Source organism: Aquincola tertiaricarbonis (assembly GCF_023573145.1).
Taxonomy (GTDB): Bacteria; Pseudomonadota; Gammaproteobacteria; order Burkholderiales; family Burkholderiaceae_C; genus Aquincola; species Aquincola tertiaricarbonis_B.
In genome coordinates this window covers 2,679,067-2,699,672 of the sequence record NZ_CP097635.1, presented here as the reverse complement: position 1 = coordinate 2,699,672, position 20,606 = coordinate 2,679,067, and the positions used below count along the sequence as shown (strand labels likewise).

Below are 20,606 nucleotides of genomic sequence, written 5' to 3'. Positions count from 1 at the left end.
CGCTCAGGCGGGCTGGGGGGCTTGGTGGTGGTGGTCGTGCGCGTGATGCGGGTCGTGGGCATGCACGTGCACCGTGGCCGCCGCAGGCGCATGCGTGTGCGCATGGGTGTGCTCATGTGAATGCCCGTGCCCGGCCTCGTGCGCCAGCTCGCGGAAGCGGCAGCCGTCGCAGGGCAGCTTGCTGTCGGGCACGCCGGCCTGCAGGTCGGCCACCCGCTGCTCCAGCAGCGCGAAGATCTCCGGCTCGAAGCCGAAGTGCGTGCCGCCGTGGAAGCGCACCTGCGGGTACTGCTGCTGCAGGTGGGCCACCTGGCGGTGGATGCGCTCCATCAGCGTGCCGGTGTACAGGTAGTACGGCAGCACCACCACCTGGCGCATGCCCAGCAGCACCTGGCGCTGCACCACCCGTTCCAGCCGCGGCCAGGCGATGCCGGTGAAGGCCAGCTCCACCAGCTCATGGTCACCCGACTCGAACAGCCAGCGCGCCATCTTGGCCATGTCGCCATTGGCGCCGCGGTCGGAAGAGCCGCGGCCCAGCAGCACCACACCGGTGGTGGTGGGGTCGGGCATGTCCAGCGCCAGCATCGCGCGGCGCAGCCGCCGTTGCAGGATGGTGAGGATGGGGTCGCAGGCCGTCAGGTGCGGGCCGTACAGAAACTCCACGCCCGGCGCATGTTCACGGGCATGCTCGATGGCCTCGGGGATCTCCATCTTCACGTGGCCGGCGGCGTTCAAGATCAGCGGCAGCACCAGCACGCGCTGCGCGCCGCGGGCCGCGGCCACCAGGCCGTCGTGCAGGCTGGGCGGCGCAAACTCGATGAAGCACAGCTCGATGCGCCAGCCCGGCCGCCGCGCGCGCCATTGCGCGACGAACTGGCGGATCTCCTCATTGCCGCTGTCTTCGCGCGAGCCATGGCCCACCAGCAGCACGGTGGTGTGGGCGTTCAGATGCATGTGGTTGTCGGTCATCTCATTCCCCAGGCGCGCTGGCGCGGCGAAAACGGTGGGTGAAGGCGGCGTCGTACAGCCGCGACTTGGTGAGTTCGGGCCAGTGGCGTGCGCCCAGCGTGGGGCTGGCGATCACCATGGCCTGGCTGACGATGCCGGCCTCGCGGCACAGGTGCTTGATGGTGGCCACGGTGCCGCGCACGATGCGTTGCTGCCCCGGCCAACTGGCCTTGTGCACCACCACCACCGGTGCGTCTTCCGGCCAGCCGGCAGCGCGCAGCCCGGCTTCCACCTTGTGCAGCAAGGTGATGGACAGGAAGATGCACAGCGTGCTGCGGTGCGCGGCCAGCGCGGCCAGGTCTTCCCCTTCGGGCATGGGCGTGCGGCCCTCCACGCGGGTGAAGATGGTGGTCTGCGTGACCTCGGGCAGCGTGAAGCTTTCCACCGCGGCGGCGGCCGAGGCCATCGCCGACGACACGCCCGGCACCACGCCGATGGGCACGCCGGCGGCGTCCAGCGGCTGCACCAGCTCGATCAGCGTGCCGTACAGCGCGGGGTCGCCGGTCTGCAGCCGCAGCACGGTGCCGCAGCGGCCGGCCTGCTCGATCAGCCAAGCCGACATCTCCTCCAGCGTCATGCCCTTGCTGTCGGCGATCACGCAGCCGGGCGGCGCCCAGCGCGTGGCCGCTTCGTCCACCAGCGAGCCGGCGAAGAGGATGGCGCCCGCCTGCTCGATCAGCGCCCGGCCCTTGACGGTGATCAGCTCCGGATCACCAGGACCGGCACCGACGAACCACACCGTGCCCGGCATGCTCAAGCGGCGGTCAGCCGTTCGTCGAAGCAGGCGCGGGCCCAGCGCTGGGTGCGCACCGCCTGCACGCCCTTGACCACCAGCACGGTGAACACCGGCTCCAGCGCCACCACCGACAGGTAGGAGGCCGCGAACATCGCCCAGTCGGCCAGCGGCGTGGCGTCGTTGGCGATGGACAGCCAGAAGCCCACCATGGCGGTGACGCCGGCGTAGTAGGCCGCGTCCAGCTTCAGCACATCGCGCACCGGCAGCGCGCCTTGCGCCAGGCGGCGGCCCAGCGTGTGGTGCAGGGCCAGCAGCGGCACCGCCAGCGACAGGAAGTTGACCGACAGGTGCACCAGGTCCTGCGGCTCGAACCACAGGCCCTGCAGAAGCAGGCCCAGGCCGAAGCCGAACAGCGTGGGCAGGCAGCCCAGCAGCAGGTAGATGGGCATGGCGCCGATGAAGTGCAGCTCCGACGGGCCCACCGGCCGGTGGAACGACTGCATGAACAGCGTGAAGAACAGCGCCGCCAGCACCGTGCGCAGCCACAGCCGCGGCTGCTTCAGCCAGGCGGGTGCATGCACGGCCAGCAGGGCCACGGCGGCCACGTTGGCGGCCATCAGCTTGGGGGCGGCCAGCAGGCCGGGTTCGATGTGCATGGGTCTCTCCTCGGGTTGAGTCGGGTCAGGGCCGCAGCAGCGCGCAGGCCGCCGCCGGGTTGGAAGGGAAATAGGCGTGGAAGTAGCTGGCCGTGAGCCGGCCCTGGCGGAACACCGCTTCGCCGCTGCGGCCGGCGCGTGCGGGCCGCGTGGTGGTGAGCGGCGCCAGCGGCGTTTCCAGCCGCGAGTAATGGAAGCTGTGGCCGCGCAGCGTGCCTTCGGGCAAGGCCGCTTCGTGCAGGCCGATGGCGGCCAGGCGGCTTTGCATCACCGCTTCGCCGGGCAGCAGGCCGGCCATGGGCTGGCGGCGGCCCTGTACGTCGGTCAGGCCTTGCAGCAGGACCAGCAGGCCGCCGCATTCGGCCAGCAGCGGCCGGCCTGCGGCCTGGTGGGCGCGCAGCGCCTGCTGCATCGGCAGGTTGGCGGCCAGCGCCTCCAGGTGCAGCTCGGGGTAGCCGCCGGGCAGCCACACCGCGTCGCACGGCGGCAGCGCCGCATCGGCCAGCGGCGAAAAGAAGCTGAGCTGCGCCCCCGCTTCCTGCAGCACCTGCAGGTTGGCCGCGTAAATGAAGCAGAAGGCCGCGTCGCGCGCGATGGCGATGCGCACGCCCTGCAGCGCGGCGCCAGCCCGGCTGGACAGCTCAGGCAGCGGCGGCTCGAAAGCCACCTCGGGCGGCAGCAGGCCGGCGCCATCGCCGTGGCGGGCCAGCGCATCGGCGGCGCGCTCGATGCGCTGCGCCAGGTCGGCCAGCTCGGCGGCGGGCACCAGGCCCAGGTGGCGTTCGGGCAGGCTGAAGGCCTCGTCGCGCGGCAGCGCACCCCACCACGCCAGATGCGGCGGCAGGCTGTCGCGCAGCATCCGGGCATGGCCCTCGCCGGCCACGCGGTTGGCCAGCACGCCGGCCCAGGCCAGGCCCGGGCGGTACTGCGCCAGGCCCAGCGCCAGCGCGCCGAAGGTCTGCGCCATCGCGCTGCCGTCGATGACGGCCAGCACCGGCAGGCCGAAGCGCAGCGCCAGGTCGGCGGTGGAAGGCTCGCCATCGTGCAGGCCCATCACGCCTTCCACCAGGATCAGGTCGGCATGCTGGGCGGCCTCGTGCAGCAGCGCACGGCAATGGCTTTCGCCGCCCATCCACAGGTCGAGCTGCTGCACCGGCTGGCCGCTGGCCTGCGCCAGCACCATGGGGTCGAGGAAGTCAGGCCCGGTCTTGAACACCCGCACGCGGCGGCCGGCCCGGCGGTGCAGGCGTGCCAGGGCGGCGGTGACGCTCGTCTTGCCCTGCCCCGAAGCGGGCGCGGCAATGAGCATCGCAGGACAGCGCGCAATGCGCTCCTGGATGGAAAACATGGTTGATGCACACAACGATCACACCGGCCGCCTGCCTCCCCGCAGGTGTCCGACACGGGTTGCGCCGCGCGCCTTGCAGCGCGCGATGCACCCACCCTGTTGGCCGGTCTCCGGGCTGGTGGATGCGTCTCGGGCGCCCTTCCCAGGCCGTTCAAGCCCAGTGGGTGTGTTGCACGAGTCGGCGCGTGTTGCCACGCGCCATCCACTTACCGTTGCGGGGGCAGCTCAGGTTGGCTTCGTTCCGTTGGAACGTCACTTCCTGATTCCCAGTTTCACTGCACCAGCCGGATGGCCGGTGCGAGCACCAACGGGGCCGACTATAACGGCCTGCGCGGATGAAAGCGGGCCTTGTTTTTTGACGCTGTCCTGATTTGGAGCAACTCCCGCCCCGTGCAGGCGCGCCACGATCGAACGCCGTCGAGACAATCCTCAATGACAGCGTTCCTGTTCACGGTTAGGGTTCAGGGGCATCAGCGGGCGCCGCCACGACGATGCCCGCGACAAGCGGGCGGCCCTTGCGCCAAGGGCACGCCCGAGGAGACAGACATGCACGTTGCACCTGCCGCGCTGGCGGCACCCACCAGCAGAGCGGCCCCCCTGGCGCTGGCCGACCCGCTGCACTCACGCACCATCCAGCAATCGCACGAGCGCTGCGCCGCGCTGGGCCTGGGGCGCATGGTCAGCCCCGACCACAGCCCCGGCCCGCAGGTCGAGCTGCAGCTGGCCCGCGAACGCAACCTGCGGCTTCACCTGCATGCGCTGCCGGTGATGGAACTGCTGCTGGAACAGACCATGGCTTCGCAGAGCATGGTGCTGCTGACAGACGCCTGTGGCACCGTGCTGCACTCGGTGGGCCACGACAGCTTCCTGCAGCGGGCTTCTCGGGTGGCGCTGGCGCCGGGGGCCAACTGGGCCGAGTCGAACAAGGGCACCAATGCCATCGGCACCGCGCTGGTCGAAGAAGCGCCCACGCTGGTCCACGCCGATGAGCACTACATGCATGCCAACGGCTTTCTCACCTGCTCGGCGGCGCCCATCTTCGACCCGCGGGGTAACTTGCTGGGCGTGCTCGACGTCTCGGGCGAAAAGCACAGCTACCACCTGCACACCATGGGGCTGGTGAAGATGTCGGCCCGCATGATCGAGAACCACTGGCTGGCCGACGACTTCCGCCATGCACTGCGGCTGCATTTCCACAGCCGGCCCGAATTCATCGGCACGCTGATGGAGGGCATCGTCGCCGTGGACCGGGATGGCCGCCTGATCGGGGCCAACCGCAGCGCGCTCGACCAGCTGCGCCTGAGCAGTGCCGCCTTGCGCATGAAGAGCCTGCCGATGCTCTTGAACCTCACCGTGGGCGCGGTGGTCGACCATTTCCGCTCGCCGATGGCGCCCCCGATGACGATGTTGCTGCCCGATGGCCAGAGACTGGCGATGAGGGCCGTCTTCAACTGGCCCACCTGGCACCGGCTGGGCAGCCTGTCGATGGACGCCGAACCGGCCGGCCAGGTGGTGGACGCCGGGGCGATGGAGGCTGGCACGGCCGACCGCGGCGGGCTGTTCGCCGCCGGCCTGCGCAGCACCGGCACCACCGGGGCCGAGCCGGGCGGCGCGCCGACGCTGTCGGGCCTGCGCTACCTGCAGACCGGTGATGCGCAGATGGAGGCGGTGATCACCAAGGTCCGCCGCGTGATCGACCGCGACATCGCCATCCTCGTGCTCGGCGAAACCGGCACCGGCAAGGAACTCCTGGCGCGCGCCATCCACCACGACTCGCAGCGTGCGCGCCAGCCCTTCGTGGCCGTGAACTGCGCCTCCATCCCCGAGAGCCTGATCGAGGCCGAACTGTTCGGTTACGAAGACGGCGCCTTCACCGGCGCCCGCCGCAAGGGCGCCCCGGGCAAGATCCTGCAGGCCAATGGCGGCACGCTGTTCCTCGATGAGATCGGCGACATGCCGCTGGCCTTGCAAGCGCGGCTGCTGCGCGTGCTGCAGGAGCGCCAGGTCACGCCGCTGGGTTCGGCGCGCGCCATCCCGGTGGACGTGGCGGTGGTGGCCGCCACGCACCGCCATCTGCGCGAGATGATCGAAGCCCACAGCTTCCGCGAAGACCTTTACTACCGGCTCAACGGCCTGGTGGTGCGGCTGCCGGCGCTGCGCGAGCGCAGCGACCTGATGCAGATCGTGCGCAAGATCCTGCGCGCCGAGGTGGGCCACCGGGTGCTGGAACCCGATGCAGACGTGACGGCCCTGCTGCAGGCCTACCACTGGCCGGGCAACATCCGCCAGCTCAGCAACGTGCTGCGCACCGCCGCCGTGATGGCCGGCGGCGAGAACGCGATCACCCGTGAACACCTGTCCGACGACTTCCTGGAGGATGCCGAGTGCAGCCTGCAGCGCGCGGCCAGCCGAGCCGCACCGCCCGCAACCACGGGCACGGACGAGGCCGCAGCCCCGCTCCAGCCCACCGCGCAGGCCCCGGCGCCCGCCGACCACGGCGGCACGCTGGAAGAGCTGGAACTGCTGAGCATCCGTCGCGCGGTCGACGAAGCCGGCGGCAACATCTCGGTGGCGTCGCGGCGCCTGGGCATCAGCCGCAACACGATCTACCGCAAGCTGCGCTGGAACGCGCCGGCCAAGGCCTGACCCATCGGCTCAGTGCCTCGGCCACTGCGGCAGCATGCGCTGCAGCACGCCGTCGCGCCGCACGACGCCGTGCCACAGCCCCATCGCCACGTGGCCGACGATCGTCAGTGCCAGCGCCCAGGCCAGGGCGACGTGCAGCGCGTTGAAGGTCTGGTACAGCAACGGCACGTCCGGCCCCCAGGGCGGTATGCGCCAGCCGAACAGGCGCAGCCCATGGCGGCTCAGGTTGGTGGCCAGCCAGCCGGCCAGCGGCAATGCCAGCATCAGCGCATACAGCCAGCGGTGCCCCCAGGTGGCGGCCCGCACCGCGGCCGGCTGCATCGTCGGTGGCCAGGGTGGCGGCGGATGCCGCCATCGCCACGCCAGCCTCAGCAGCACCAGCGCCAGCAGCAGCACGCCCAGTGACTTGTGCAGGTTGATGACGTCGGCGCGCCCGGGGCTGCCGCGTGGCGCCAGCGCATCGAGCGCGAGCCCGAAGGCGATCTGCCCGATCATCAGTGCACCGATGCCCCCGTGCAGCCAGCGCGCCACGCGGTCGTAGCGCGGCGCGGCGTCGGTCGGCCTCACGGCTCGCGGCGGGTTTCGATGTAGCTGCGGATGGCCCAGATGGCCTCCTGCGTCAGCGTGCCCTCGAACGGCGGCATGTAGACGCGGCCGTCGCGCACGCGGCCACGTCGCACCGTGGCCAGGAAGTATTCGTCCATCTCCTTGAAGCACGCCTGCTTCTGTGCCGGCACCTTGAGGCCGGTGCAATCGCCCTCGAACTGCCGCAGGTCAGGTGCGATGCCACCGGAGATGGCTTCCAGCCCATGGCAGCGGGCGCAGTTCTGGTTGTAGGCCGAGGTGCCGATGCGCACGGCCTCGTCACGTCCGGGCTGCCCGGACTCATAAGGATTGCTGGCGCGCCATTGATCGCCCAGCTGCGGCAGCGTGCGGGTGTCCACGGCCTGCGGCGCCATGTCGCCGTGGGCCGCGGCGACGCCGCTCAGGCCGGGCAGCAGCGCACAGGCAGCCAGCAGTGCGCTCAGCGTCGCAAGGCGGAATGAGAGGGGCATGGTCTTGTCTCCAAGGGTTGGTTTGCACCGCGGTTTGCAAAAGCCCTGCCAGTACATGGCCTGCCGGGCATGGCAACGCCGGTCTCCGTGCAGACCCTGGGCCGGCGGCGCGGTTGCTCCAGACCGGACGTGGCGCGCTGGAGCAGCTGTCACGCGGCGGCGCGTTGCGCGGCCCGGCCAGGGTCGTTGCAGGCGCTTTTCGCGTGGCACATGCATTGCGAAATGGCGGGGGTGGCCGACCACAGGTCGCATCTGATCAACCCCGAGGAGACTTCATGCAACGCACCCGTCAAACGCAACCGCCGCGCAGGGCACTGATGACGCTGGTGGCCCTGGCCGGCCTGGTGGCCATGTCCGCCAACACCGCCCACGCCGACGGCGTGAAGCCGGTGGACTGGAACGACATCGCCAACGACCACAAGACCACGGCCGACGTGGTCAGCTACGGCCTCGGTCTCACGGCGCAGCGCTACAGCCCGGCCCGAACGATCAACACCCGCAACGTCGCCGGCCTGGTGCCGGTGTGGAGCCACTCCTTCGGCGGCGAGAAGCAGCGCGGCCAGGAAGGCCAGGTACTCGTGCATGACGGCGTGATCTACGCCACCGCCTCGTACTCGCGCTTCGTGGCGCTGGATGCGCGCACCGGCAAGCGCCTGTGGACCTACGAACACCGCCTGCCGGAAGACATCCGCCCGTGCTGCGACGTGGTCAACCGCGGTCCGGCCATCTATGGCGACAAGGTCTTCTTCGGCACGCTGGACGCCTCCATCGTGGCGCTCGATCGCAACACCGGCAAGGTGGTGTGGAAGGAGAAGTTCGGCGACCACAAGATCGGCTACACCATGACCGGCGCGCCCTTCGTGGTGAAGGATCAGAAGACCGGCAAGGTGCTGCTGGTGCACGGCTCCTCGGGCGACGAATTCGGCGTCGTCGGCTTTCTGTATGCGCGTGACGTGGAAACCGGCGAAGAGGTCTGGGCGCGGCCCTTCGTGGAGGGCCACATGGGCCGCCTGAATGGCAAGCCCAGCACGCCCACGGGCAACCCCAAGGCCCCGAGCTGGCCCGATGATGCCAACTCCCCCACCGGCAAGGTCGAGGCCTGGAGCCACGGCGGCGGTGCGCCCTGGCAGACGGCATCGTTCGATGTGGAAACCAACACCATCGTGGTGGGGACCGGCAACCCGGCCCCGTGGAACACCTGGAAACGCACGGCCGCCGGCGACAAGCCGACCAACTGGCCGAGCCTCTACACCTCGGGCCAGGCCTACCTGGACCCGACCACCGGCGAACTCAAGGGCTTTTTCTCGCACACGCCCAACGACGCCTGGGACTTCTCCGGCAACAACTCGGTGCTGCTGTTCGATTACAAGGATCCCAAGAGCGGCAAGACGGTCAAGGCCTCGGCGCATGCCGACCGCAACGGCTTCTTCTTCGTGACCGACCGCGAGAAGCTGGCGCAAGCCGGCAGCGGCCATCCCTGGAAGCAGACGGCGATCATCAACGCCTTTCCGTTCGTGGACGGCATCACCTGGACCACGGGCTTCGACCTGAAGACCGGCATGCCCAACGTGCCGATCGAGCAGTACCCCCCGCTGCCCAAGGAAGGCCAGGACAAGGGCGACAGCATCTTCGTCTCGCCGCCCTTCCTGGGCGGCACCAACTGGATGCCGATGAGCTACAGCCCCGACTCGGGCCTGTTCTACATCCCGGCCAACCATTGGGCGATGGACTACTGGGCAGAGAACATCACCTACAAGGCCGGCGCTGCCTACCTGGGGCAAGGCTTCCGCATCAAGAAGCTGCACAACGACCACGTCGGCATCCTGCGCGCCATCAACCCCGTGACGGGCAAGATCGCCTGGGAGCACAAGGAGCAGTTCCCGCTGTGGGCCGGCACGCTCACCACCGCCGGCGGCCTGCTGTTCACCGGCACCTCCGACGGCTATGTGAAGGCCTTCGACAACAAGACCGGCAAGGAGCTGTGGAAGTTCCAGACCGGCTCCGGCGTGGTGTCAGTGCCCGTGACCTGGGAGATGGATGGCGAGCAGTACGTCGGCATCCAGTCGGGCTACGGTGGCGCCGTGCCGCTGTGGGGCGGTGACATGGCCGAGCTGACCAAGCAGGTGTCGCAGGGCGGCTCCATGTGGGTGTTCAAGCTGCCCAAGCAGCTGGCCAGCCGCTGACCGCCCTGCGCTGAGCCGACCGGGCCCGCGCCAGACGCGGGCCCGACCACACGATCAGGAGACGTTTCATGCACTCCCCCTTTGCCCATGCCGACTGCGCACGGCGGCCCGCGGCCGGCCTTGTGGTCGCGGCCAGCTGGGTCCTGCTCGGCCTGATGGCGGCCGGCACCGCGACCGCCGCGACCGACGACGATGAGGTCCAGGTCATCAACGGCTGCCCCATCTGGCCTTACACCCGCTGCCCGGGGGCCGACCTGCGCCATGCCAGCCTGGTGGGCCAGAACCTCAGCGGGGCGGACCTTCGAGGCGCCGACCTCAGCCGCGCCGACCTGCGGGGCGCCAACCTGTCGGCCGCCAACCTGGAGGGTGCCAACCTGACCGGTGCCCGGCTGGGCAAGGCCACGGTGTCCAGCGCCAACCTGCGTCACGCCCGCTTCATCGGCACGGACCTCGAGGGCGCGCGCCTGTTCCGCTCCGACTTCTCGGCGGCCGAGTTCAACGGCGCGAGCCTGGAGATCGCGCGGCTGGACAAGTCGTGGTTCGTCGGCACGCAGTTCGTCGCGTGCAACCTGCAGGAGGCCAAGTTCAACGGGGTCAATCTGCAGGACGCACGCTTCGAAGCCAACGTGACCCGCTACGCCGTCTTTCCGTCATCCAACATGCAGGGCTGCCAGGGCTGCCCCACCGGCTGGGACTGAACACATGCACATCCGCTCGAACTTGCTTGCCCTCCTGGCCATGACCTTGACGGCGGGGGCACTCGCCGATCCGCTCGTGGAGCGGCCCGCGGTCGACACCACCGACCTGCAAACCCTGGCCCCCGGGTGGGCGGCCACGAACCCCCTGCGCGGCCTGGCGCAGGCGCAGGCCATTGGACGCCAGGCTTTCAACCAGACCTGCGCCCGCTGCCACGGCGCGGAGGCCGACGGCTCACGCTCACCGGCGCCGGACCTGCGCCGCATCGGCCTCGCCTGCCGCCGCGTCAAGGACGCCGAGCTGAAGCAGCGCTGCCTGTCCGATGCCGACCACTTCTTCGTCACCTCCGTGCGCTATGGCAAGCAGAAGTTCGGCATCGTGCACATGCCGCCTTTCGACGGCGTGCTGGAGCCGGCGCTGGTGTACGCGCTGCGCAGCTACGTCGAAACCGCGCCGCGGCCCTGAGGGGCCGCGTCTGCGCCCCGCTACTGCGGCGTCTTCAGCACCCATTCCACCAGCCGTTTGACATCGGCCGGCGGCAGGCTGGCATGGGCCGGCATGGGTATGCGGCCCCACTTGCGCACCGACCCGTTCTGCACCGACATCGTCAGCTCGGCCAGCGCGTCCTTCTGTCCGGCGTACTTCTCGGCCACCGAGGCAAAGGCCGGCCCGACGATCTTCTCCTTCTGCGAGTGGCAGGACAGGCAGCCGCTGGCGCGGGCCAGCTCGGCCGCGTCGTCGGAATCGGTGGCAAGGACCGGCCACGCGTACAGCGCGGCGATGGTGACGGCAGTGGCCCGCAGCGGGCGACGAGCTTGCAAGGTGGTCATCTCGGAAAGTCCTCCGTGGCAGATCAGGGGTGGGAATCGGTGGCGGGGCGCAGGGGCAACGCCTCGCGCTCGTAAACGGGGTACCAGCGGGCCAGCGTGCGGTGCCATTCAGCGGGCTGCGCCGCCCAGCCCGCAAAGCGCGCGGCCGGCGGCTGACCCATCAGCTCGACCAGGTCCAGCCCTGCTTCGGCGCTGTCGCGCATGTGGCTCGTCGCCCAGCGGATCCAGTCGCGGGTCTGCTCGATACCGCGCGGACCTTCATGCACCGGCCCGTGGCTGGGCACCACGGTGCGGAACACGCCGGCGGCCTGCAGCGCCTGCAACTGGTCCAGGCTGCGCAGCCAGGCCTCGAAATCGGCATGCGGCGTGGTGGGCACACGGTCGGCAAACACCAGCCCGCCCACATAGGCCACCCGCGTGTGCAGGTCGATCAGCACCAGGTCGTCGGCGGTGTGGCCGGCCAGGCGCAGCGTGTGCAGCCGGTGCGCGCCCAGCGTCTGCAAGCCAGGCGTCCAGGTGGCCGCGGCGGGGGTTGCCACGGTGCCCTGCATCCAGTCGCCGCACAGGCGGTACAGGTTGTCGGCATAAGCCTCGCCCTCGGCGCGCATGCCGGCGATGCTGCCGGCCAGCGCCTGCGGCGCCCGGTCGGCCCAGGCCTGGTTGCCGAAGAAGTAGTCGGGGTGCAGGTTGAGGTTGAGTACCTGCACCACCGGCTGCCCGGTGGTGCGTTCGATCAGCCGACGCTGCTGCTGTCCGTAGCGCAGCGAGGGCCCGGTGTTGATCACCACCACGCCTTCGGCGGTGGCGATGAAGGCGGTGTTGATGATGTTGCAGCCGTTGCCGCGTCTGAAGTCGTCGACCGCGCCTTCGATCACCCAGCTGCCGGCGGCCAGCGGCCGGGCCTGCAGGCGGTAGTCCAGCCGGCTGCTGTCCACCGGCTGGGCCATGGCCGCCGCGGCGCCCATCACGCCCAGGGCCGCGGCCACACGCCGCGCCATGCTGCAAGCGGACCTCATGCCGTGAGCACCGCGTCGATGGGGTTGCCGTTGTTGTCCTGCCCGCGCAGGCGCAGCGGGCCGCTCAGCGACAGCGGCAGCTCGAATCCGAGGCTGGGGTTTTCCGACACCGGCTCGCGCAGCGCCAGCCGCCACCAGGGCTGACCGGCCGCGTCAAGCAGCGCCAGCCGTTCGACGTGGAAGGCCGGAATACCGGCCACCAGCCCGGTGTCCATCGGATGCATGACCTGCACCCGCAGGCGCCGGCTGCCTTCGATCACGTTGTCGAACAAGCGCGCCCGCACCTGGTTGAGCGTGCGGCTCCAGCTGCCGTCGGTACGGCTGCTGCCAGCCACGGTGCAGCCGCCGCCGGCGGCCTGCACCCAGGCGCCCGCCACATGCCAGGCCCCGTCTTCGGCCTGCACCAACGCACGCACCGGCGAAGCCTGTTCCAGCTTCAGGCGCAGCGAAAGCACCGGCAGCGAGCGCAGCGGCTCGAAGTCGACCACATGGCGGATCGGGTTGCGGTCCACCACCACGCGGATGAGGCGGATGCGCACGCCATCGGCCGCCAGCCCGCGCGCATCCACCATCACCGGCACGTTCAGCGGGTCATCGGCCGTCTCCGGCACCCGCACCCGCACGCGATCGCTGAAGGCCACGGCACCCTCGCCGATGAACTCGCGCCGCAGGTCCGGCCACTGCAGCGTGCCCAGCGAGTCGCCTTCCGTGCGGTCGATGCCCCGGACCGCGGGCTGGTCGGCGCGGGCGCGCGGCAGCCATGCCAGCGCAGCGGCCATGCCCACGCACCGGCGGCGCGTCAAGGCGGCCTCACCGATCACGCGGGTGCTCCACGGCACGCGCCAGCGCCGCGTCTTCGGCGTCCAGCGCCGCCAGCTCGGCAGCGCTGAACACGCGTGACCGGGTGTGAAAGGCCTGGCCCTCGGGCCCCTCGAGCGAGAAGCCGCCGCCGTGGCCTTCGATCACGTCGATGATCAGCTGCGTGTGCCGCCAGCCGGCGTATTGCGAGCGGCCGATGTAGAAGGCGCAGCCGCCGATCTCACCCAGCAGCACGTCGCCCGCCCCGGGAGTGATCTCCCCCGGGAGGTAGCAGTTGGCGGCGCTGTTGTCGCAGCAGCCACCGCTCTGGTGGAACATCAGATGCGGGCCGTGGCGGCGCTTGAGGTGTTCGATCAACGCGAGCGCCGCGGGCGTCGCAATCACACGTTCGACCATGGGCGCCACCTGTGGATGACCGCGGCTCAGAAGAAGCCCAGCTTGTTCTCGCTGTAGCTCACCAGCAGGTTCTTGGTCTGCTGGTAGTGGTCGAGCATCATCTTGTGCGTCTCGCGGCCGATGCCCGATTCCTTGTAGCCACCGAAGGCCGCATGCGCCGGGTAGGCGTGGTAGCAGTTGGTCCACACCCGGCCGGCCTTGATGGCGCGGCCCATGCGAAAGGCCAGGTTGCCGTTGCGGGTCCACACGCCGGCGCCCAGGCCATAGGGCGTGTCGTTGGCGATGGCCAGTGCCTCGGCTTCGTCCTTGAAGGTGGTCACGGCCAGCACCGGGCCGAAGATCTCTTCCTGGAAGATGCGCATCTTGTTGTGGCCCTTGAACAGCGTGGGCTGCACATAGAAGCCGCTGTCCAGCTCGCCGCCCAGGCGGGCCTGGCTGCCGCCGCACAGCAGCTGCGCCCCCTCCTGCCGCCCCAGGTCGAGGTAGGACAGGATCTTGGTCAGCTGCTCCTTGGAGGCCTGGGCGCCGATCATGGTCTCGGTGTCCAGCGGGTTGCCCTGCTTGATGGCCGCCACCCGCGGCAGCACGCGCGCCATGAAGCGGTCGTAGATGCTTTCGTGAATCACGGCGCGGCTGGGGCAGGTGCACACCTCGCCCTGGTTGAAAGCGAACAGCACCAGCCCTTCGATGGCCTTGTCGAGGTAGGCATCGTCGCGGTCCATCACGTCGGCGAAGAAGATGTTGGGCGACTTGCCGCCCAGCTCCAGCGTGGCCGGGATCAGGTTGTTGGCGGCGGCCTGTGCGATCACGCGGCCGGTGCTGGTGGAGCCGGTGAAGGCGATCTTGGCGATGCGCTTGCTTTGCGCGAGCGGCATGCCGGCCTCACGGCCGTAGCCGTTGACGATGTTGAGCACGCCCGCCGGCAGCAGGTCGGCGATCAGCTCGGTCAGCACGAGGATGGAGATGGGCGTGCTTTCCGCCGGCTTGAGCACCACCGCATTGCCTGCGGCCAGGGCCGGCGCCAGCTTCCAGGCGGCCATCAGGATCGGGAAGTTCCAGGGAATGATCTGCCCCACCACGCCCAGCGGCTCATGGATGTGGTAGGCCATGGTGTTCTCGTCGATCTCGCTGATGCCGCCTTCCTGCGCGCGCAGCGCGCCGGCGAAATAGCGGAAGTGGTCCACCGCCAGCGGGATGTCGGCGTTCAGCGTCTCGCGCATCGGCTTGCCGTTGTCCACCGTCTCGGCATAGGCGAGCTTTTCCAGGTTCTGCTCGATGCGGTCGGCGATCTTCAGCAGCACGTTCGAGCGCGTGGCGGCGTCGGTGCGGCCCCATGCCTCGGCCGCGGCATGCGCGGCATCGATGGCCAGCTCGACGTCTTCGGCCGAGGAGCGTGCGGCCTGCGTGTAGTACTTGCCCGTGGTGGGGGTGAGCACGTTGAAGTACTCGCCTTTGAGCGGCGGCGTCCACTTGCCACCGATGAAGTTGTCGTACTGGGGCTTGTAGGCGATCAGGGCGCCGGCGGCGCCGGGGGCGGCATAGATCATGACTGTCTCTCCGGTGGGGTGGTTCAAGCCAGCTTGGCTGGTCGATTCACCACAACATCCGTGCCATGCCCGCACGGCCGCCGCGCAGGGGCCAAACCTCAGGGTAGCCCCGGGTCTGCGGGCGCTTCAGGCGCCGACTCGGCCAATGCACCCTGGCGCACTGCGCCAGGCTGGTACACCCCAAGCCAGTGGCGCCTGCGCCAGCCTGACGCAAACGTCTCGACGAACGCCTGCGGCTGCACCCGCCCGACCTGGCGAGGTCAAAGCACCTCGAATCGCCGGAGCTCGGCGAAGAACGCGTCGAAGTCCGGCCAGCGTGTGATCCGCTCCGCCCAGGCCGGATCATCGAAGTCGACATGGCCCACCGAAGGCGGGCCGGGCCGGCTGTAGTCGAGGAACAAGGTGCGGCGGTACCACTGCGACAGCACCACCATGCGGTCAGTGCCCTTGCGAAACAGGTAGGCCATGGCTTCGTCCTGCGGCGTGGCAAAGGCCAGGAAGCTGTCCCAAGCGGTTGCCAGGCTTTCGGTGGGGTGCAGGTCCTCGTAGCCACCGAAAGGCGTGAGGATGTCCTCAAAGCGCTGCGGCCGCGGCACCAGGGGCACCGCGACATTGCACGACTCACCGCCGTTCTGCACCCGGTAGAGCGCGCGCAGGCCTTCGGGCAGTGCCACGCCCAGCCGCGCCTCGGCCGCGGCAATGCGGGCAGGTGTGCCGGCGGACCGGGCATTGGGCGTGCCGTCGTACGCCCCCTGCGCCGTCTGGCCCGCATGTCCATAGTGGATGCCGGTGTAGAAGGTCTGCGGCGTCAGCGGTTCAGGCAGCAGACGCAGTTCGGCAACGCCGACCGGTCCGCCGCCTTCCTGGATCGAGTTCATTCGTCGAGCGGATGGCGCGTGGGTTCTGGGTGCATTCTGCAAGGGACAGGGCATGGTCGACGCGCAGCATTCTGGAGCGAAGAGCCACCGATGCATCCTCAACGTGGACGCAGACAGACAGCCGCATGAACGCGAACTCGCTTGCGCACCCGACGGCGCACCCTGAACCGACCCCACCCGCGTTAGAGTGCCTGCCTTCCCACTCTTTCCCAACGGCCTTCCCTTGGTCTCCTTCGCTGAAATCAAGCCCGGTGCCGGGCTCGCCGACCAGGTGGCCAGTGCGCTCGAAACCGAGATCCGCGCCGGCCGGCTGGCGGCGGGCGACAAGCTGCCGACCGAGGCGGTGCTGGTGCAGCAGTTCGGTGTCAGCCGCACCGTGGTGCGTGAGGCCATCTCGCGGCTGAAGTCGCGCGGCCTGGTCGATTCGCGCCAGGGCAGCGGCATGTACGTGCGCGCCGCCGCGATCGAGCCCTTGAGCTTCGACCCGGTGACCGCTGCGTCGAAAGAGGCCGTGCTGCAGATGATCGAGATGCGCCGTGCGCTCGAGTCCGAGGTGGCCCAGCTGGCCGCCGAGCGCCGCACACCAGCGCATGTGCAGCTGCTGCGCGAGCGCATGCAGGCCATCGCCGCCGCCGTGGCCGCGGGTGGCGACGGCGTGGACGAGGACGTGCTGTTCCACCGCGCGATCGGTGAAGCGGCGGGCAACCCGTTCCTGGTGCGCACGCTCGACTACCTGTCGCAGCTGCTGCAAGGCGCCACCCGCGTGACGCGGGCCAACGAAGCGCGGCGCGTCGACTTTGCGCACAGCGTGATGACCGAGCACGAGCGCATCGTGCAGGCCATCGAGCGCAGCGACCCGGCCGCGGCCCGCGATGCCGCCGCCAGCCACATGCGCAATGCCGCGGCCCGCATCGAGCAGGCCGAGCCCGGCTTCTGGCAGCAGGACGGCGGCCGCCTGGCCGAGGTGCTGGTGGAACAGCTGCCCACCCGCCGACCCGCTGCCCGCCGCCCGGGCGGCTGAACGGGACCCCCAAGCTCGCTGTGCTCGCTGCCCCCCAAGGGGGCGCGGTCAGCCTTGGGGCGGCCCGGCGGCTGACCCGAACCCCTTTTGTGCCCAACCGGGTTAACCCCTAGCCCATGAAACTCGCTGTAATTTGTATGATGACCATACCAATCAAGCGCAGAAGGCTGCGCGCACCCTGAGGAGACTCGCTACATGTCCACTGCTGCGCTGCTCGGCATTGCCGCCGGCGGAATCGCCCTGTTGTTGCTGCTCATCATCCGGTGGCAGGTGCACGCCTTCGTGGCGATGATGCTGGTCAGCCTGCTGGTGGCCCTGGCCGCCGGCATGCCCATCGGCGACGTGATCAGCACCATGATTGCCGGCATGGGCGGTACGCTGGGTTCGGTCGCCATCCTGGTGGCGCTGGGCGCGATGCTGGGCCGGATGATCGAGGTCTCGGGCGGCGCCAGCAGCCTGGCCAACCGCTTCACGCAGATCCTGGGCCCCAGCCGCGTGCCTGCGGCGCTCACGGCCGCCGCGCTGGTGCTGTCCATCCCCGTCTTCTTCGACGTGGGCTTCATCATCCTGGTGCCCATCATCTACGGCTTCTGCAAGGCCGCGAAGGTGGACCCGGTGAAGTTCGGCCTGCCGGTCGCCGGCATCATGCTGGCGGTACACGTGGTGGTGCCGCCGCACCCGGGTATCGTGGGCGGTGCCGCGGTGCTCAAGGCCGACGTGGGCTGGATCACGCTGCTGGGCCTGGCCATCTGCCTGCCGCTGGCACCGCTGTCGCAATACCTGTCGCGCTGGCTCAACCGCAAGCACTACACCATGCTGCCGACCACGGCCGAGCAGTTCAAGAACTTCGCCGGTGAATCCACCGCAGGCAGCGCGCTGCGTGCGCCTGGCGTGGGCGCGGTGCTCACGCTGATCCTGGTGCCGCTGGCGCTGATCATGGTGGGCACCACCGGTGCCACGATGCTGCCCAAGGGCGACCCGCTGCGCAACGTGCTGGGCTTCATCGGCGCGCCGATGTTTGCGCTGATGGTGGCCATCGGCCTTGCGTTCTGGCTGATCGCCCGCCAGCAGCGCTGGACCCGCGAGCGCACGAATGAGGTGATGGAGTCGGCGCTGCCGCCGGCTGCCACCGTGATCCTGGTGACCGGCGCCGGCGGCGTGTTCGCCAAGGTGCTCACCACCACCGGCATCGGCACCGCGCTGTCGCAGACGCTGACCGCCGCGCACATGCCGCTGATCCTGGCGGGCTTCGCCATCGCCCTGGCGCTGCGCGCGGCGCAAGGCTCGGCCACCGTGGCCATCCTGGCCACCTGCGGCCTGCTGGCCGAGGCGGTGACCGCCGGCGGCTACACCGCGATGCAGACCGCGCTGCTGGCCGTGGCCATCGGCTTCGGCGGCCTGGGCCTGTCGCACGTCAACGATTCGGGCTTCTGGATCGTCACCCGCTACCTGGGCCTGAGCGTGGCCGACGGCCTGCGCAGCTGGACGGTGCTGACCACCGTGCTGGGCCTGGCCGGCTTCGCGCTGACCTGGCTGCTGTGGGTGGCCGTCGCCTGACCCTCCCCTTCCACCGAACAAGGACCTCGACATGACTCAACCTCAACACGTCGGCGTGATCGGCCTGGGCGCCATGGGCGCCGGCATCGCGCGCACCCTGCGCAACCGCGGCTTCCATGTGCATGTGTGCGACGTCAAACCCGGCGCCGCCGAGGCCTTTGCGAAGGAAGGCGGCTCGGCCTGGGCCAACCCAGCCGAGGTGGCCGCCGCCGCGCCGGTGGTGGTGAGCGTGGTGGTCAATGCCGCGCAAACCGAGGGCGTGCTGTTCGGCGACAACGGCGCCGCCGCGGCGATGAAGCCCGGCAGCACCTTCATCATGTGCTCCACCGTCGACCCCAACTGGTCGATCGCGCTGGAAGGCAAGCTGGCCGCGCAGGGCGTGCACTACATCGACGGGCCGATTTCCGGCGGCGCCGCCAAGGCCGCCTCGGGCCAGATGACGATGATGACCTCGGCCAAGCCCGAGGCCTATGCCGCCGCCAATCACGTGCTCGACGCGATGGCCGGCAAGGTGTACCGCCTGGGCGATGCGGCCGGCGCGGGCAGCAAGGTCAAGATCATCAACCAGCTGCTGGCCGGCGTGCACATCGCGGTGGCCGCAGAAGCCATGGCCCTGGGCCTGCGTGAAGGCGTGGACGCCGCCGCGCTGTACGAGGTGATCACCAACAGCGCCGGCAACAGCTGGATGTTCGAGAACCGCATGGCCCATGTGATCGCAGGCGACTACACGCCGCTGTCGGCCGTGGACATCTTCGTCAAGGATCTGGGCCTGGTGCTGGACACCGCCCGCGCCAGCAAATTCCCGCTGCCGCTGGCCGCCACCGCGCATCAGATGTTCATGCAGGCCTCCACCGCCGGCTTCGCCCGCGAGGACGACAGCGCCGTGATCAAGATCTTCCCGGGCATCGAGCTGCCCAAAGCCAAGGGAGCCGCGTGATGGCAGCCGGCCGCATCGTGCTCGGCTGCATCGCCGACGACTTCACCGGGGCCACCGACCTGGCCAACAACCTGGTGCGCGCCGGCATGCGCGTGGTGCAGACCATCGGCGTGCCGGCCGAGCCGCTGCAGGCCGAGGCCGATGCGGTGGTGGTGGCCCTCAAGAGCCGCACCATCGCGCCGGGCGAGGCGGTGGCGCAATCGCTGGCCGCGCTGCAATGGCTGCAGGCGCAGGGCGCGCAGCAGATCTACTTCAAGTACTGCTCCACCTTCGACAGCACGCCGCAGGGCAACATCGGCCCGGTGACGGATGCGCTGATGCAGGCGCTGGGCACCGGCTTCACCATCGCCACGCCGGCTTTCCCGGACAACAAGCGCACGGTGTTCAAGGGCTACCTGTTCGCCGGTGACGTGCTGCTGAACGAGAGCGGCATGCAGAACCATCCGCTCACCCCGATGACCGACCCCAACCTGGTGCGGGTGCTGCAGGCGCAGACGAAGCACCGCGTGGGCCTGGTCGACCACACCGTGGTGGCCCAGGGCTCTGACGCCATCCGCGCGCGCTTTGCAGCGCTGCAGGCCGAGGGCGTGGGCATTGCCATCGTCGATGCGGTGGCCAATGCCGACCTGGTGACGCTGGGCGCCGCGCTCAAGGGCATGCCGCTGGTCACCGCCGGCTCGGGCGTGGCCATCGGGCTGCCGGCCAACTTCGGCCTGAGTGCCGATTCCACGGCGGCCAGCCTGCCGCCCGCGGCCGGCCTGCAGGCCGTGGTGTCGGGCAGCTGCTCGGTGGCCACCAATGGCCAGGTGGCCGAGTTCATCCGCAGCGGCCGGCCGGCGCTGGCCATTGACCCGCTGCGCATCGCCAGCGGCGCCGACGTGCAGGCCGAAGCATTGGCCTGGGCCCAGGACAAGCTGGCCAGCGGCCCGGTGCTGGTGTACTCCACAGCCGAGCCTTCGGCCGTGCGCGCGATCCAGGGCCAGCTGGGCGTGGAAGAAGCCGGCGCGATGGTGGAACGCACCATCGCCGGCATCGCCCGCGGCCTGGTGCAGCTGGGCGTGCGCCAGCTGGTGGTGGCCGGCGGTGAAACCTCGGGCGCCTGCGTGCAGGCACTGAACATCGCCCAGATGCGCATCGGCGGCCAGATCGACCCCGGCGTGCCCTGGTGCCATGCCACCAGCGACGTGGCACCCGAAGGCCTGCACATCACGCTCAAGTCGGGCAACTTCGGCACGCCCGACTTCTTCACCAAGGCCTTTGCACAATTGAAGGCATGA

At 69.9% G+C, this 20,606-nt stretch carries 20 protein-coding genes and 1 riboswitch; of the genes, 8 read left to right on the top strand and 12 right to left on the bottom strand.

Translation table 11 applies throughout. The features are described from left to right. Positions 1-3: 3 nt before the first annotated feature. Genes MW290_RS12405 through MW290_RS12390 form a run of 4 tightly spaced genes read right to left on the bottom strand, consistent with a single transcriptional unit; the run spans position 4 to position 3,748 of the window. Positions 4-969 (bottom strand): sirohydrochlorin chelatase, encoded by a 966-nt coding sequence (locus MW290_RS12405; RefSeq protein WP_250194960.1) that lies wholly within the window; start codon positions 967-969, stop codon positions 4-6. Position 970: 1 nt separating this feature from the next. Further along, positions 971-1,759: a precorrin-4 C(11)-methyltransferase gene (cobM, locus tag MW290_RS12400; protein ID WP_250196669.1), complete on the bottom strand. Its 789-nt coding sequence runs from the start codon at positions 1,757-1,759 to the stop codon at positions 971-973. A 2-nt stretch (positions 1,760-1,761) separates the two neighbouring features. Further along, a complete protein-coding gene (locus tag MW290_RS12395) occupies positions 1,762-2,400 on the bottom strand; it encodes an energy-coupling factor ABC transporter permease (protein WP_250194959.1) in 639 nt (212 codons plus the stop codon). Between the two features lie 25 nt (positions 2,401-2,425). Beyond that, a complete protein-coding gene (locus tag MW290_RS12390) occupies positions 2,426-3,748 on the bottom strand; it encodes a cobyrinic acid a,c-diamide synthase CobB (RefSeq protein WP_250194958.1) in 1,323 nt (440 codons plus the stop codon). Positions 3,749-3,832: 84 nt separating this feature from the next. Then, positions 3,833-4,072, bottom strand: a riboswitch (cobalamin riboswitch). A gap of 222 nt (positions 4,073-4,294) precedes the next feature. Between MW290_RS12390 and MW290_RS12385 the strand changes: the two genes are divergently transcribed. Continuing rightward, entirely contained in the window at positions 4,295-6,394 is a 2,100-nt protein-coding gene (locus tag MW290_RS12385; protein WP_250194957.1) for a sigma-54-dependent Fis family transcriptional regulator, read from the top strand. A 9-nt stretch (positions 6,395-6,403) separates the two neighbouring features. Here MW290_RS12385 and MW290_RS12380 read toward each other — a convergent pair whose 3' ends face one another. Further along, positions 6,404-6,961: a cytochrome b gene (locus MW290_RS12380; RefSeq protein WP_250194956.1), complete on the bottom strand. Its 558-nt coding sequence runs from the start codon at positions 6,959-6,961 to the stop codon at positions 6,404-6,406. Next, on the bottom strand, positions 6,958-7,449 hold the full coding sequence (gene pedF, locus MW290_RS12375; RefSeq protein ID WP_250194955.1) for a cytochrome c-550 PedF: 492 nt from the start codon (positions 7,447-7,449) through the stop codon (positions 6,958-6,960). Before pedF ends, MW290_RS12380 begins: the two co-directional genes overlap by 4 nt. A 275-nt stretch (positions 7,450-7,724) precedes the next feature. Between pedF and MW290_RS12370 the strand changes: the two genes are divergently transcribed. The 3 genes from MW290_RS12370 (at position 7,725) to MW290_RS12360 (ending at position 10,793) form a co-directional block, all read left to right on the top strand. Beyond that, positions 7,725-9,632 carry a methanol/ethanol family PQQ-dependent dehydrogenase gene (locus MW290_RS12370; RefSeq protein WP_250194954.1) on the top strand — a complete coding sequence of 636 codons (1,908 nt, stop codon included), beginning with the start codon at positions 7,725-7,727 and terminating at the stop codon, positions 9,630-9,632. Positions 9,633-9,700: 68 nt separating this feature from the next. Further along, on the top strand, positions 9,701-10,330 hold the full coding sequence (locus MW290_RS12365) for a pentapeptide repeat-containing protein (RefSeq protein WP_250194953.1): 630 nt from the start codon (positions 9,701-9,703) through the stop codon (positions 10,328-10,330). Positions 10,331-10,370: 40 nt separating this feature from the next. Beyond that, positions 10,371-10,793 (top strand): c-type cytochrome, encoded by a 423-nt coding sequence (locus tag MW290_RS12360; RefSeq protein ID WP_250194952.1) that lies wholly within the window; start codon positions 10,371-10,373, stop codon positions 10,791-10,793. A gap of 20 nt (positions 10,794-10,813) precedes the next feature. Here the strand turns inward: MW290_RS12360 and MW290_RS12355 are convergent, their stop codons facing one another. The 6 genes from MW290_RS12355 to MW290_RS12330 form a co-directional block, all read right to left on the bottom strand. After that, on the bottom strand, positions 10,814-11,158 hold the full coding sequence (locus MW290_RS12355) for a c-type cytochrome (protein ID WP_250194951.1): 345 nt from the start codon (positions 11,156-11,158) through the stop codon (positions 10,814-10,816). Positions 11,159-11,181: 23 nt separating this feature from the next. Continuing rightward, the gene (locus MW290_RS12350) at positions 11,182-12,174 is read right to left on the bottom strand and encodes a quinoprotein relay system zinc metallohydrolase 1 (protein WP_250194950.1); all 993 of its coding nucleotides are present in this window, start codon (positions 12,172-12,174) and stop codon (positions 11,182-11,184) included. After that, complete coding sequence (locus MW290_RS12345; RefSeq protein WP_250194949.1) at positions 12,171-12,953, bottom strand: quinoprotein dehydrogenase-associated SoxYZ-like carrier; 783 nt, start codon at positions 12,951-12,953, stop codon at positions 12,171-12,173. Before MW290_RS12345 ends, MW290_RS12350 begins: the two co-directional genes overlap by 4 nt. 31 nt (positions 12,954-12,984) lie before the next feature. Then, positions 12,985-13,389, bottom strand: a complete 405-nt coding sequence (locus MW290_RS12340) for a DUF779 domain-containing protein (RefSeq protein WP_250194948.1) — start codon at positions 13,387-13,389, stop codon at positions 12,985-12,987. 26 nt (positions 13,390-13,415) lie between these two features. Continuing rightward, a complete protein-coding gene (exaC, locus tag MW290_RS12335; protein WP_250194947.1) occupies positions 13,416-14,936 on the bottom strand; it encodes an acetaldehyde dehydrogenase ExaC in 1,521 nt (506 codons plus the stop codon). A 260-nt stretch (positions 14,937-15,196) separates the two neighbouring features. Then, on the bottom strand, positions 15,197-15,814 hold the full coding sequence (locus MW290_RS12330; protein WP_250194946.1) for an SMI1/KNR4 family protein: 618 nt from the start codon (positions 15,812-15,814) through the stop codon (positions 15,197-15,199). Positions 15,815-16,037: 223 nt separating this feature from the next. Here MW290_RS12330 and MW290_RS12325 point away from each other — a divergent pair, with 223 nt between their 5' ends. From MW290_RS12325 to otnK, 4 genes are all read left to right on the top strand, one after another. Then, positions 16,038-16,835, top strand: a complete 798-nt coding sequence (locus MW290_RS12325; protein WP_250194945.1) for a FadR/GntR family transcriptional regulator — start codon at positions 16,038-16,040, stop codon at positions 16,833-16,835. 195 nt (positions 16,836-17,030) lie between these two features. Continuing rightward, on the top strand, positions 17,031-18,392 hold the full coding sequence (locus tag MW290_RS12320; protein WP_250194944.1) for a GntP family transporter: 1,362 nt from the start codon (positions 17,031-17,033) through the stop codon (positions 18,390-18,392). Between the two features lie 31 nt (positions 18,393-18,423). Then, on the top strand, positions 18,424-19,329 hold the full coding sequence (gene ltnD, locus MW290_RS12315; protein ID WP_250194943.1) for an L-threonate dehydrogenase: 906 nt from the start codon (positions 18,424-18,426) through the stop codon (positions 19,327-19,329). Continuing rightward, a complete protein-coding gene (otnK, locus tag MW290_RS12310; RefSeq protein ID WP_250194942.1) occupies positions 19,329-20,606 on the top strand; it encodes a 3-oxo-tetronate kinase in 1,278 nt (425 codons plus the stop codon). Before ltnD ends, otnK begins: the two co-directional genes overlap by 1 nt.